This is a genomic window from Bradyrhizobium sp. 134 (genome assembly GCF_023074155.1).
Taxonomy (GTDB): domain Bacteria; phylum Pseudomonadota; class Alphaproteobacteria; order Rhizobiales; family Xanthobacteraceae; genus Bradyrhizobium.
Genome location: NZ_JADPKX010000028.1, coordinates 13,788 through 27,257 on the forward strand (window position 1 = coordinate 13,788; position 13,470 = coordinate 27,257).

Below are 13,470 nucleotides of genomic sequence, written 5' to 3' on the forward strand. Positions count from 1 at the left end.
AGGTCTGCTGAGCGGAGAGAAGCGGACTACATTTGCTCAGGGTGAGTTCTTCGCATTTTGACCTATTGCAGATATGACGGTCTCGCTGCGAGCCTAGCCTTCCGGGACCCCTGCCAACCTTAGGCCCTCGTAGATGCGCTCGCGCTGGGCCAGGAAGGTCGGGTTTTCACTGCGCCGCTCGTTGCGAAATCTTGCGACAGTAAAGTTCGGGTCGAGCCGAAGGCCGGCATTGCGCGCCTCCAGCGCCTCCGTGGCGCCACCGCTGAGCGCTGACGCCGCTGCCAGGAAAAAATGGGGCATGGCGACATGAGGATTTATTCCGACTGACCTTTGCAGCCGGTTCAGGGCGGAATCTAACCGACCGAGGAACAGGTCGGCGATCCCGAGCAGGGCGTGCCAGCGATCCAGTCCGGGATCGCGGGGGCTGAGCCGGATTGCGTTCGTGAGATCGGCTTCTGCCTCTTCCGCGCGCCCGAGTAGCACCTTCATGAAGCCTGCATCGGCATAGGCCCAGGCCAGATTGCGATCCAGCGTGATTGCGAACTCAAGCTCGCGTAGCGCCCGTTCCGTTGCGCCCGAGACATGCAGGACATTGGCGTGGACAAAATGGGCGAGGGCGTTGCCCGGAGCAAGCGTCAACGCCTCAGTGATCGCGGCATGGGCGGTACGTAACTGTTCGTCCCGATTGGTCGAGGCGAAGGTACGAAGTTCGTTACCATGATAGAAGGCGAGACCGACCAACGCCTCGACGTTGCGAGCATCCAACCTGAGCGCCTCCTGGAACAGGTCACACGCCGCGCGGTCGCGGCGCAGCGACAAGGGTTGGTTGAGGATTGCCCAGCCGCGCATCGCCAGGTCTACGGCATCCATGTTGTTCGGCCGTTCGCGCTCGGCCCGGCGGCCCTCCGCGGCAACGAGCTCGATGCCCACCGTCCGGGCGAGCCGCGTGGTGATCTCATCTTGCATGTCGAAGATGTCGGCGCGCGGCTTATCGAAACGTTCGGCCCAGAGGTGCGCGCCGGTTTCCGTGTCGATGAGCTGCGCGTTCACGCGGACGCGGTCGCCGCCGCCCTGCACGCTGCCTTCCATCACGTAGCGCACACCAAGTTCGCGGCCGACTACGCGGACGTCCACTGGCTTGCTCTTGAAGGTGAAGGCAGTGTTGCGGGCTATAACGAAGGCGCCGGGAATGCGCGACAGGTCGGTTGTGAGACTTTCAGTGACACCGTCGACAAAGTAGTCCTGCTCGCTGTTGCCATCGAGGTTGACGAAGGGCAGGACGACGATGGAGAGCCGCGGTGCGATGGCTGTGTGCGGCGCCATTGCTGGGGGCCGCGTGGGTGAAAGCGCATAGACCTGCACCGGCTCGGCGATGTTCTTCAGTTGCTGCTGACCTCGGTCTTGCGCAGCGATATCGATTTTGCCACGTACCTGGTCATAGGCCGAACTAGACAGGCAAATACCACCAGGTTCGGCAATCCCCTCCAATCTCGCCGCCACATTGACGCCATCGCCCATGAGGTCGCCATCGTCCTCCACGACCACGTCGCCAAGATTGATGCCGATACGGAACTCGATGCGCTTATCTGGTCCCTGGCCTGCGTTGCTCTCGGCCATGGCCCGTTGCACATCGATCGCTGAACGAACTGCATCCACCACCGAGGCAAACTCGGCCAGTAAGCCATCTCCAGTGGTCTTTACGATGCGCCCGCGATGGGCCGCGATAACAGGATCGATCATGTCCTTGCGAATGACTCGGAGGCGATCGAGCGTGCCTTCCTCGTCAGTTCTAACAAGCCGACTGTAGCCGACTGCGTCGGCCGCGAGGATCGTGGTCAACCGTCGATTTGGCCGCTCGATCGCCAAGTCGCCCTCCTGGATCGATAGGTCAGTCTACGCATTTGGTTACAGGTGCCAAGGGATTGACATGAGGGACGCGGTCGAGGTGTCCGCTTCTGGCCCCGTAGGCAACCTGCGCACGTATCTAGTCGAAGACCGCTTGTGAGCCAACCCGGACAACGGGGCTTGTCCTCCTCCTCCGGAGGCGCGATATCATTGGAAGCTGAAGTCCAGAGAGGGCGCGCCATGAAGCGACGGGATTTCATCGGAGCGGTCGGTCTCATTGCCGGTCTCGGCGCGACGGCCTTTCCCGCCAGAGCTCAAGGCCAATTCCGTCGGATCGGTGTTCTCACTGTGAAGGGGCCTGGAGCGCAGCTTCTGGAACAGACCCTTAAACAGCGGGGCTGGACGCTCGGCCAAAATCTCAAGATCGAATACCGGTTCTACAACGGAGATACCGATCAAGCGCACCGCTATGCCCGTGAGCTGATCTCCCTGAAGCCTGACGTGCTCTATGCTAAAACGAATACGTCAATGGCGGCGCTTTAACTGGAAGGCTCGACGCTTCCGACCGTCTTTGCGATGGTGAGCGATCCGGTCGGCAGGCACTACGTCGACAGCTTTTCCAGGCCGGGCCGCAACGTGACCGGCTTCACGCCGTTTGTACCATCGCTCGGGGGCAAGTGGGTTTCCATTCTGAAAGAGGTCACACCGGACATCCAGTGCATCGGCCTCGTTTACAATCCTGAACTCGATCGATGAGACTGCGGACACATCTGGAATTGTGTCGGTGGAAGAACCCAGCGGGGGCAGTTCCGACATCGAGCGTCTGATTATTTCTCTGAAGGAGAAGCCCATTACCGGGCTTATCTTTTTGCCCGACATCTTTACTTGGGTTCAACGAGCTCATCTCACAGCCCTGATCGGACAAAGCCGCCTCCCGGCCATATATCCGCTTCGTGCCTTCGTCGATGCAGGCGGCCTGATATCGTACGGTATCGACGACAACAAGATATATGTCGGGGCTGCTTCCTATATCGACCGGATTTTGCGCGGCGCCAATCCAGCCGAACTGCCGGTTCAAGCGCCAACTGAATTCGAGCTGATCATCAACTAGAAAGCAGCAAGGCAACTCGGCCTGCAATTGCCGCCCACGCTGCTCGCGCACGCAGACGAGGTGATCGAGTAGCACGTTCTTTTTGCTGCGGCGCATGGGTCGGCTGTTGGCCCGTTCGAGACCTGCCGGCCCGATCTGACCACGTCCGCTTATCCGGCTAGACCGGAAGTCACTGCCTCTCGGGCAAACCGACGCGAATGACCCAGAGCGGAATCTTGTCAAACGTCATGGCAGCGACACCTGAGGCAGTATGCCTGACATATTGAAATCCGCTAGTTAGGTGGTAGGATTCTACTTTTACTACTCGCGCTATTTGCTCTGACGCCATCCTGATAGTGCTCTTTTTTGTGCTGGGGAAGACATTTATGCGAGGCTCTCGCGCAATCCTTTACGTTGAACGACTTAGCGAACTCATTTCACAGCTCTCAGAGTTGGAATATCTTCGAGATCTGGTCGAAGAAACTGAGCGAAGCGCCCGCGGTGCGCCCCCATTGCGCTTGACACATCTTCCGTCGCGCCGCGTTCGACGTCGTGAACGGCTCGCTTTATCTGTTCGCCTCCGTCGCCACGCGCCACTAAGGGGGAATGCAGGATCTATCAGCCTCCCTCACAACGACAACCAACTCGATTGGACTTTGCTGGAGCCATTCCCCGACGGATGGTGGGCTTCCTCCTAAAAACCTCTCCAGGCGCTGACCTTGACGAAGAGATAGATCCCATGCACCACATCCAGAGTACGCATATTGCCGCGATATTAAAACTGAACGCCCAGCAGCTTGACTTCGCATCCGCCCAGAGATCCAAAATGAATATTCCGAAATCCTCGTTTTGAGAGAGAAGATAAAACTGGCGACGATCAGAAGAAGGCTCGCCGGCAATTCCTTGCTCGGTGCCTGCCACGCGCCTGAAGGTAAATGATCCTGAACTCTACGATCACGTGTCCCAAGTGCGGTCACGCTGCTGCCGAGATCATGCCGACCGACGCTTGCCAGTTCTTCTATGACTGCAAAAGCTGCGGCGAGCGCCTGAAGCCGCTCCTTGGCGACTGCTGCGTGTTCTGTTCCTTCGGCACCGTTCCCCTGTCCGCCGGTTCAAGAGAACGGCAAGCGCTGCTGTTGCTAGCTGCCGGAGGGAGCACCCGCTCCTTTGCGCGATGAGGTTTGAGCTAGGAGCTACTCATTGGCATTTCGGCTTGTGGCCCCGCTGAGACCTGATCAGGGCCGGTACCCACGTCTGCTGTTCGGGGTAGACCGGAAGTGCTTGGCGCACTGCGAGAACGGCGCGAATGACCCTGGCTGTGTGAAAACGCCGTGCCTGCTATGATTCCCGCACTGAATCGGCGGGGGCTGGCATGGCTCGTTTCGTTCAAAGAGCTGATAGCGGGCAATCTACTTTGTTGCCGGAATGCCTGGACGACTGGGTTGCAGATGACAATCCGGTTCGCGTGATCGACGCCTTCGTTGCAGCCCTCGATCTGGCTGAACTTGGGTTCGGTGGCGTTGAGCCTGCCGGCACAGGTAGGCCGTCGTATCATCCGGCCGCGCGCTTAGGGCTCTACATTTACGGTTATCTCAACCGTGTCCATTCGAGCCGCCGGCTTGAGCGTGAAGCTGGCCGCAACGTCGAAGTGATGTGGCTGCTCGCCAGGCTTGCGCCTGATCACAAAACGATTGCCGATTTCCGCAAGGACAATGGTCCCGGCATCAAAAAGGTCTGCGCGCGCTTCGTCGAGGTGTGCCGCAAGATGGGCTTGCTCGCGACAGCCAGCGTTGCGATCGACGGCAGCAAATTCAAAGCAGTCAATAATCGCGATAAGAACTTCACGCGCGGCAAAGTCGAGCGGCGGCGCACGCAATTGGAGGAGAGTGTTGCGCGCTATCTCGCTCAGCTCGATACCGCCGACCGGCAGGAGCCGTCGGAAACACTGGAGTTAAAAAAGACGCGGATCAAAGAACGGCTGAAAAATCTGACCGTTGAAATGGCGAAACTCGCAGCGATTGAAAAACAGGTTTTGGCGTCGCCCGATCAGCAGATATCGTTCACTGATCCCGACAGCCGTTCGATGGCCACGAGCGGCCGTGGTTCTGGCGTCGTCGGCTACAACGTGCAGACGGCGGTCGATACAGAAAACCATCTGATCGTCGCGCACGAGGTGACAACAAGCGGCTCAGACCGGTCGCAACTTGCAAACATAGCCCGGCAAGCCAAAGCCGTTCTTGAGGCCGACACGCTCGATGTTGTCGCCGATCGCGGCTACTTCAAGGGTGAAGAAATCGTGGCGTGCGAGCAATCTGGCATCACGGTGACTTTGCCCAAGCCGATGACATCGGGTGCGAAGGCTTCGGGACGCTTCGGCAAACAGGACTTTGCTTATCTGCCAAATGAGGATGTTTATCGCTGCCCTGCCGGTGAGAAACTCAAATATTATTATACCAACGACGAAGACGGCCAGAAGCTGCGCAACTATTGGACGAACGCCTGCAAAACCTGTCCACTCAAATCGAAGTGCACGCCGAGCCCACAACGCCGTATCAAGCGATGGGTGCACGAGGACGTTCTCGAACGCGCTCAGGCGCGGCTCGACAAGAATCCAAACGCCATGCGCACACGCCGCGAGACCGTCGAGCATCCGTTCGGCACACTGAAGATGCGCATGGGCGCGACGCACTTCTTGTGCGTGACGCTGCCGAAAGTTGCGACCGAGATGGCGCTGTGCGTGCTCGGCTACAATCTGACACGCGTGCTGAACATCGTCGGGATGAAACCGCTGCTGGCGGCGGTGAGGGCGTGATACGGGCGTTGCCGCGCGGCCGTTGCGGTTCATGGGGCGCGTAAAAGAGCCCCGACATTGCCTCAGGATGAGTTCTGGTCGAGCGGCCGTAAAACTTGCCCAAATTGATCGGACCGCGATAGCCTGAGCTCAACCGCGCTGGTCCGCGTCATGCAACAGCGTTTTTTACACGACCAAGACCCTTAGCGGACGTTTGCGACTGGCGATGAGCGCGTCTGCTTCGGCCGATGTCAGCTGCAATGTCGCTGAACGACGCTACCGCCCGCCGATAAGTTTTTCTTCGTCCTGAAGGCCAAGATGCCGAACGTTAGCGGCTGTCCAAATGAGGATCGCAATCACTCAAGTTGTGGCAGCTTCATCCCAGACAATGCGATACAGGTCGGGCAGTCGTCCACGCGCAGGCGGCAGCCTCAGATAGCAGGTACTTTAATACGCCACGAAGCGCCGTTCAGTTGAATAAGAACAGCTCCTCGTATGTAACGATTTGGCATATAAAGGAATCTTAACAACTTCCGCGCGTAATGCGTTTGATTTGACGTGACGATATTAAATGAATTTGGGGCCAGCCAATGAGGGCAGTTTCTGCGGCCGATCTCATTACTGAGTTGGATGCCACCATCGCGAGGAGCTCATCCGAACGTTGTGCGCGCATGCTCTGGCGCACCACCGAGCTGCTCGTCGACCGTAATAACCGATTGCAAGAGCCGCAGGTCGGCCTGCTTGACGACGTTCTAATTCGCTTAGCCCGGCGGAGTGCGCCGGGGACCCTCGCCGAACTCAGCACGACGCTCGCCGAGCTGGGTACTGCTCCGATGAAGACCCTGCGACGTCTCGCCTCGTGCGGCGATCCGGCGATCGCAGTCCCGATCCTTATGAAATCTCCCGCCCTATCGCCGGCTGATCTCGTGGCGATCGCGACGTCCGCCGGCGAGGATCACCTTCTCGCCATTGCTGGCCGGCGCAGGATCGAAAGCCCAGTGACTGAGGCAATATTGCAGCGCGGCAGCAGCAAGACTTGTCTGGCCGTCATCGGCAATCCGGGCGCTGAATTCTCAGGCACGGCCTATGCCAACTTGATCCGTAGGGCTGTGGAGGACGACGAGATCACGAAAGCGCTGACGCTGAGGCCGGACACCCCGGATATGGTGGTTCGGGAGCTGCTGTCGGCATCGCCACGGCCGGCGATTAAGGCTTCCAACGCAAACGCGTCCTCGCAGGTATTAGCGACAACGAAGGGACCTTGCGACACTGAGTACGCCGCCGCGAGGCCGGAGATCATATCGCTCAATCGGAGCGGAAAGCTGAGCGACTCGACTGTCAATCGGTTCGCGATCCGGCGTGAGACAGCCAACCTGTTCACGGCGTTGTCGGTGCTGTCGGGAGCACCGATTGAGGCCATCGAGCAGGTTATGGCAGACTCCGGTTACGAAGGCCCAGTTATGGCGTGCCGGGCATCGCGCTTGAATTGGCAGACCGCGCTGGCCGTCCTCAACACTCGCGGCGCGGGGCTTTCACTAGGCGAACGCGCACGAGCACAGGTGCTGTTTGAAACGCTTCATCTCTCGACCAGCCAATGGTCCGTTCGTTGGGGAGAAATCTCCGCGCGCGCCCACGGTCGCACTGCACGATCGGCAGGAAACCCATGAAATTCGACGGTCGCAAGGCGCCTCGGGTGCGCATGGACAACAGACAGCCCGTGAATCTGATGGGCTCCGACGGCACTTGGCGGCGAAGCTGCGTCTTGCTCGATATCTCGAATACCGGCGCCAAGATCGAAGTCGAAGGATCGCTCGATGTTCTCTCGGCCAAGGAGTTCTTCATGCTGCTGTCGTCGACGGGACTGGCCTATCGACGCTGCGAGCTGGTCTGGATCGACGGAACCACGGCTGGCGTCCACTTTATCCAAGCAAATGGCAAGAAGACCCAAACGACAGCGTCCGACAGAGGCGCGCACAAACCAACTTGAGCCGAGCAGTCTCGTCGAAGTGAGCCAATGACCTTGGACCACCGAAGGCCATTCAGCCCGGCACCCGACGAACGAAGGCACCAGTCATGCTCGTGCACGTATTGGCCGACACTTCCGAAAAGCTCTTCGGGCTCTGCTCGCTTTTTGGAAAGCAGTTCACCGTTGCCGGCGAGCGGCTCGATGTAGAAGCAAAGCTTCCGCACGCTGCTGCTGCGGTCGTCGTCCGTGCCGACCTGCGGGCGGTCGAAAACATTGCCGCACTAAAAAAGAGAGCTGCGCGTTTCGCCAAAATAAAGAAGCGCATCTTCCTCGTCGAGCAAACCTCCCACGTTTGCATCTCGCAAGCCTATGCGCTGGGCGCAACGTTGGTGTTGCCTGGCAGAATCGAGGCGGCCAAGCTCCTGGCCGCTTTGGTCGATCCGGTCGCCCACGGAAGTGGGTCGACGAGCGGCATCTCGCAGCATGACAATGCGGTTGACGCCGCAGCAACCGCCATCGCGTCGATGTTCACCTCGATCACCCTCGGGGAGCGAGTGGACGTCGCTGGTCCCAAAGAGGCCGGCCGCAAGATCACCAACCGGATTTCCGAGCATGGGCTATCCGAATGGCTGGCCACCGTGCGGCGCCATCACGAGGGAACGTTCCAGCACTGCCTGCTCGTGACCGGCGTCGCGGTCGATTTCGGCCTCAGTCTCGGTTTCCGTAAAAGTGACCTTGAACGGCTCTCCACTGCTGCCATGTTCCACGACATAGGAAAGGCGAGGGTGCCCTTGGCGATCCTGGACAAGCCAGGACGCCTCGACGACGACGAGCGAGCGTTGGTCGAAACCCACCCGGCGGCGGGTTACGATGTGCTGAAAGGGCACGTGGACATCTCACCCGAAGTCCTCGATGCGGTCCGGCACCACCACGAATATCTCGACGGCAGCGGCTATCCTGACCGCCTCTGCGCCGAGAACATCACCGACATCGTTCGCATTCTCACCATTTCGGATATCTTTGCGGCGCTGATCGAACACCGGCCCTACAAGCTGACAATGCCGCGCGCGGCAGCGTACGAGATTCTCTGCGGCATGAGGGGAAAGCTGGACAGGGCGCTAGTCGCCTCTTTCAAGGATGTCGCGCTTACCAGATGAATTCTGCACGAACCATGCAGGAATGTTCCACGTCTCCACTCAAGGCGTGATCGGAGGCGGTCTCATTTCCATGCACTTCGGCTTCTGGCCCGAAGCCGACCAACCGAGTTTGGTCGGTTGATGTCCGTTGATTGGGCCAACGCGGAAGTGGCGTTTCGGAGCCCCTGCGGGCAGCTTTTGACCCCCAACGGACATTCGATCGGCAGTTGATGAGTTCAGGAAGGATCTGGGGTTGCCAATCCGTTCCCATGCCCGGCTGGGTACTGGCCCGTTCCATCGTCCGTGGCCTAATTTGAAAAACGTAGTGGCCTATTTTGATTTAGCGCAATGGTCCGGACTCGTTTCTGCCGAACGTGGGGCCATGAAGCCGCCGCCCGAAGAACCCCGTCCAGAGGAGCCGCCGGTGAAGCCGACGCGCTTAGAGGCACGGCGGATCATCGAGGAGTACGCAGACGACCTGCGGGAGATCATCAGGTATCTCCGACGCAAGATGAACTAAGGCTGCTGTTGGTTAGGAACGGAGCCCATTCAAAGCGCATTTCCACCCAATGCCAAGGTACTTTTTCCATGTGCACGATTCGCACCCGATCAAGGATAACCAGGGGGAGGACTTGCCCGACGACGAAGCGGCTTGGAAGGAAGCTACGAGCTTCACGGGAGCCGTGTTTAAGGGTCTCGACGGTAAGTTCCGCCCCGGCGAGCAATGGTCGGTAGAGGTAACGGACGAGGCCGGGAAGCCCGTTTTCTTCATCAGCATCGGCTCTAGAAAAATGAAGTAAGTCCGCGTCAGTGGGCGGCCTCTTTCATTTTGAATGTCGCCTGTTGGCCCGATGGCGACCTTCGCTCGGAAAGCCGAAATGTCTGCTTCTGGGAGATGAGCCGACCAATGTGAAGTAGCCTGCGAAGGGCAGCTTGTGACCCAACTCGGACAAGCGGGGCCCTCCCTGCCGGCTGCTAGGATCCATAGGTGGAACGGTAGCCTTACGATACCGCAAATCGTCGCGCTCGAATTGAGTTTCAAGGACGACTGCTCGGCTGGATGAATAACGTGCTATAAATGGAATTCGGAATAAACTCCCTAGTAGCGGGTCCAAAGCTCGGTTAGGCCACCACGCGACTGCAGGAACGGCCATGCACCAGATTGGCGACTGGCTCAGAAAGCTCGGCATGTCCGAGTATACAGAGCGTTTCGCAGAGAACCGTATTGATCTCAGTGTTCTCCCCGACCTAACAGAACAGGACTTGGAGAAGCTCGGGGTCTTACTTGGCGATCGCCGTAAGATGCTCCGCGCGATCCGGGAGGTTGCCCGTTATACCCCGGTCACACCTGACCCCGCGGTAACCGAAGCGAGACCACGGGTCGCCGCGGAACGCCGTCAGCTCACCGTAATGTTCTGCGATCTCGTCGGCTCGACTGTCCTGTCGGCCAGGCTCGATCCCGAGGACCTGCGCGCCATCATCGGTGCCTATCACCACTGCTGTGCCGCGCTAGTCGAACGGAATGGCGGATTCGTTGCCAAGTACATGGGCGACGGGGTGCTCGCCTATTTCGGCTATCCCAAGGCCCACGAGCATGATGCCGAGCGCGCTGTGCGGGCCGGGCTTGCCCTGGTCGAGGCAGTGCCGATGCTCGCTACGGCGGCCGGCTCGCCCTTGCATGTGCGTGTCGGGATCGCAACTGGGCTCGTGGTCGTCGGCGACCTCATTGGCGCGGGTGCAGCCCAGGAGCAGGCGGTTGTAGGTGAGACACCGAATCTTGCCGCCCGTTTGCAAGCCATTGCCGAGCCGGATACCGTGGTTATTGCGGAGAATACGCGAAAGCTTCTCGGCAATCTCTTCGAACTCCAGGATCTCGGGGCCAGGGACCTCAAGGGCATCGCCGGGCCCGCACGTGCGTGGGCAGTACTGCGGACGAGTTTGGTGCAGAGCCGCTTTGACGCCCTGCACACGAACGGGCTGACCCCTCTCGTCGGGCGGGAAGAAGAGTTCGAATTGCTTCTTCGCCGCTGGTCCAAGACAAAGATGGGTGAAGGACAGGTCGTACTCCTGTCCGGCGAGGCAGGTATCGGGAAATCACGGCTCACGGCCGCGGTTCTGGAGCGCCTCGCTACCGAACCACACACGCGCTTGCGCTATTTCTGCTCCCCACAACATACGGGCAGCGCGCTTTACTCTATCATTGGCCAGATGGAGCGCGCCGCCGGACTGGCGCACGACGACAAACCGCAAGCGAAGCTCGACAAGCTCGATTTTGTGCTCGCGCGGACCTCAACCTCTGTCCAGGATGCCGCGCTCTTTGCGGAAATGCTGTCGCTTCCGACTGATGGACGATATCCTGCGCTAGATTTGGCCCCGGAACAGCGCAGACAAAGAACGCTAGAAGCGCTGATGTCGCAACTCGCGGGATTGGCTCGCCAGAATCCTGTGCTGATGATCTTCGAGGATGCGCATTGGGTCGATCCGACGAGCCTGGAAGCGCTCGGCCGGGTGGTCGACCGGATCGCAACCCTTCAAGTGCTGCTCGTCGTAACTTTCCGCCCCGAGTTCAACGCGCCGTGGGTGGGACAGTCGCATGTGACAAGCCTGACGCTCAACCGACTTGGGGAGCGTGAGGCGGCCGCAATCATAGCGCGGCTTGTCGAGAACAAGGGGCTGCCGGCGAATGTAATGGCGGAGATCGTGGAGCGCACCGACGGGATTCCCCTGTTCGTGGAGGAGATGACCAAGGCGGTGCTGGAGGCCGAGAGCGAGGCAGCCGCCCGACTGACCGCCGCCACGGTTCCGTCCCTGGCCCAGCTGGTTCCCGCTAGCTTGCACGCGTCGCTGATGGCGCGGCTCGACCGGCTCGGCCCGGCGGCCACGGAGGTAGCGCAGATTGGAGGCGCGATTGGGCGGGGGTTTTCGCAGAGCCTGCTGGCTTCGGTGGCGCGCCAAACCGGGGCGCAGCTAGGATCGGCGCTGGACCGTCTCGTTCAGGCCGGTTTGCTGTTTCGGCAGGGCGAGCCGCCGCATGCCAACTATCTGTTCAAGCACGCACTGGTGCAGGAGGTGGCCTATGGCACGCTGCTCCGCTCAAAGCGCAACGAGCTGCATGCGAGCATAGCAAGTGTCCTTGAGCAGGAGTTTTCGGAGGTCTGCGAGACTCAACCTGAAGTTCTTGCTCGACATTACGCTCAGGCCGGATTGCCTGAGCAGGCCATCAATTATTGGCAGCGGGCTGGAGACCGCGCAGCAAAGCGGTCGGCCAACAAGGAGGCGGTCGCACATTTTCGAAACGCAATAGAGCTGCTTGAAACGCTGCCCGACAGGGCCGCGCATGCCGAGCAGGAGTTGCAACTGCTGATCGCGTTGGGGCCGGCATTAATGACGACGAGATCGTCGGCGGCACCGGAGATCGAGCGCGTGTACGCTCGGGCTCACGAACTGGCGCGTAATGCACAGCGAGTAGCAGATCTTTTTCCAACCGTGTGGGGGGCATGGCTAGTTGCCTTCACGGCTGGTGATTTGGCGACGGCCGGCCGATTGGTGGATGAGCTGTTCGACATGGCAAACACAAGCGGAGATTCCGGGCTTACGCTGCAAGCTCACCACGCAGCATGGCCTGTCTTTTTGGTAACTGGCGCCCTTGCCACGGCACGCCATCATATCGCGGGCGGACTTGCTCTCTACCGACGCGACACGCACGGCGAGCAAGCGCTGCTATATGGGGGCCATGATCCGGGCGTCTGCGGTTACGTGATCGACGCCCTCATTGCTGCAGCAATGGGTTATCCGGACCAAGCCGTTCGGCAAACGCAGAAAGGCCTCGGGCTTGCGCGTGATCTTGACCATGCCCCCACGCTTGCCCAGGCGCTGTGGTCTGCAGCAGAACTGCACCAAATCCGCCGCGAGCCGCAGAAAGTACAAGACACTGTGAGCGTCGCTCTCCCACTGCTCGCGCGCCATGGGTCTGCCGTCGGAGCCGCGAACGCGACCATGTTGCGCGGCTGGGCGCGCGTCATGCAGGGGCACATTGAGGAGGGTCTCGCCCTCATGCGGGAAGGGCTGACTGCGTGGCGTGCAACAGGGTCGAAATTTCACGTTTCGTACCGTCTCGCCCGAGCGGCGGAAGCGCATCTCGTTGGCGGAAAATTTGAGGATGGATTAAGGCTCATACGTGAAGCGACCTACCAGAGCGGTGACTGCTGGTTTGCGCCCGAGCTATATCGACTCAAGGGCGAACTGCTTCTCAAAGCGGGGCGCCGCGATGAGGTGGAAGGATGTCTGGACCAAGCCCTCAAAGCGGCACAACAGCAAGGTGCTCGGCTCCTTGAGCTACGAGCGGCGATGAGCCTCAGCAGAGTCCTGCAAGCTCAGGGCCGACGCAATGAGGCCCAAACTTTGCTTACGCCTATTTATGGCTGGTTCACTGAGGGCCTCGATACTGCGGATCTCCAGCAAGCAAAGGCTTTGCTCGACCAGATGGATTGAGAGGGTCGTTTTCACGCGCGGTCGGCTGATGAGTTAGGGCCGGCAATTCCGGATGTGCGCGCTTTGAGGGCAAATGTGTTGGCTGATGGCCTCATCATCTAAGCATGCAAATGTTTGGACAAGGGCTTCCTGGATTGAGGAGATGACAATG

General features: G+C 59.7%; 8 protein-coding genes and 2 pseudogenes. 9 read left to right on the forward strand and 1 reads right to left on the reverse strand.

Going from position 1 to position 13,470, the window contains the following annotated elements:
* Positions 1-93 precede the first annotated feature (93 nt).
* On the reverse strand, positions 94-1,866 hold the full coding sequence (locus IVA75_RS09385; protein WP_247285905.1) for an adenylate/guanylate cyclase domain-containing protein: 1,773 nt from the start codon (positions 1,864-1,866) through the stop codon (positions 94-96).
* A gap of 219 nt (positions 1,867-2,085) precedes the next feature.
* Between IVA75_RS09385 and IVA75_RS09390 the strand changes: the two genes are divergently transcribed.
* The 9 genes and pseudogenes from IVA75_RS09390 (at position 2,086) to IVA75_RS09430 (ending at position 13,319) form a co-directional block, all read left to right on the forward strand.
* Positions 2,086-2,388, forward strand: a complete 303-nt coding sequence (locus tag IVA75_RS09390) for a hypothetical protein (protein ID WP_247285906.1) — start codon at positions 2,086-2,088, stop codon at positions 2,386-2,388.
* Between the two features lie 33 nt (positions 2,389-2,421).
* Positions 2,422-2,956: pseudogene (locus IVA75_RS09395) on the forward strand (ABC transporter substrate-binding protein).
* Between the two features lie 914 nt (positions 2,957-3,870).
* Positions 3,871-4,078, forward strand: a pseudogene (locus tag IVA75_RS09400) (GDCCVxC domain-containing (seleno)protein).
* A 229-nt stretch (positions 4,079-4,307) separates the two neighbouring features.
* Positions 4,308-5,747, forward strand: a complete 1,440-nt coding sequence (locus IVA75_RS09405; RefSeq protein WP_247285907.1) for an IS1182 family transposase — start codon at positions 4,308-4,310, stop codon at positions 5,745-5,747.
* 569 nt (positions 5,748-6,316) lie between these two features.
* Positions 6,317-7,393, forward strand: coding sequence for a DUF2336 domain-containing protein (locus IVA75_RS09410; RefSeq protein WP_247285908.1), 1,077 nt, complete (start codon positions 6,317-6,319; stop codon positions 7,391-7,393).
* The gene (locus IVA75_RS09415; protein ID WP_247285909.1) at positions 7,390-7,713 is read left to right on the forward strand and encodes a PilZ domain-containing protein; all 324 of its coding nucleotides are present in this window, start codon (positions 7,390-7,392) and stop codon (positions 7,711-7,713) included. The genes IVA75_RS09410 and IVA75_RS09415 overlap by 4 nt, the downstream gene beginning before the upstream one ends.
* Before the next feature lie 86 nt (positions 7,714-7,799).
* A complete protein-coding gene (locus tag IVA75_RS09420) occupies positions 7,800-8,849 on the forward strand; it encodes an HD domain-containing phosphohydrolase (RefSeq protein WP_247285910.1) in 1,050 nt (349 codons plus the stop codon).
* 611 nt (positions 8,850-9,460) lie between these two features.
* On the forward strand, positions 9,461-9,628 hold the full coding sequence (locus tag IVA75_RS09425; RefSeq protein WP_247285911.1) for a hypothetical protein: 168 nt from the start codon (positions 9,461-9,463) through the stop codon (positions 9,626-9,628).
* A gap of 352 nt (positions 9,629-9,980) precedes the next feature.
* A complete protein-coding gene (locus IVA75_RS09430) occupies positions 9,981-13,319 on the forward strand; it encodes an adenylate/guanylate cyclase domain-containing protein (RefSeq protein WP_247285912.1) in 3,339 nt (1,112 codons plus the stop codon).
* The last annotated feature ends 151 nt before the right edge of the window (positions 13,320-13,470 follow it).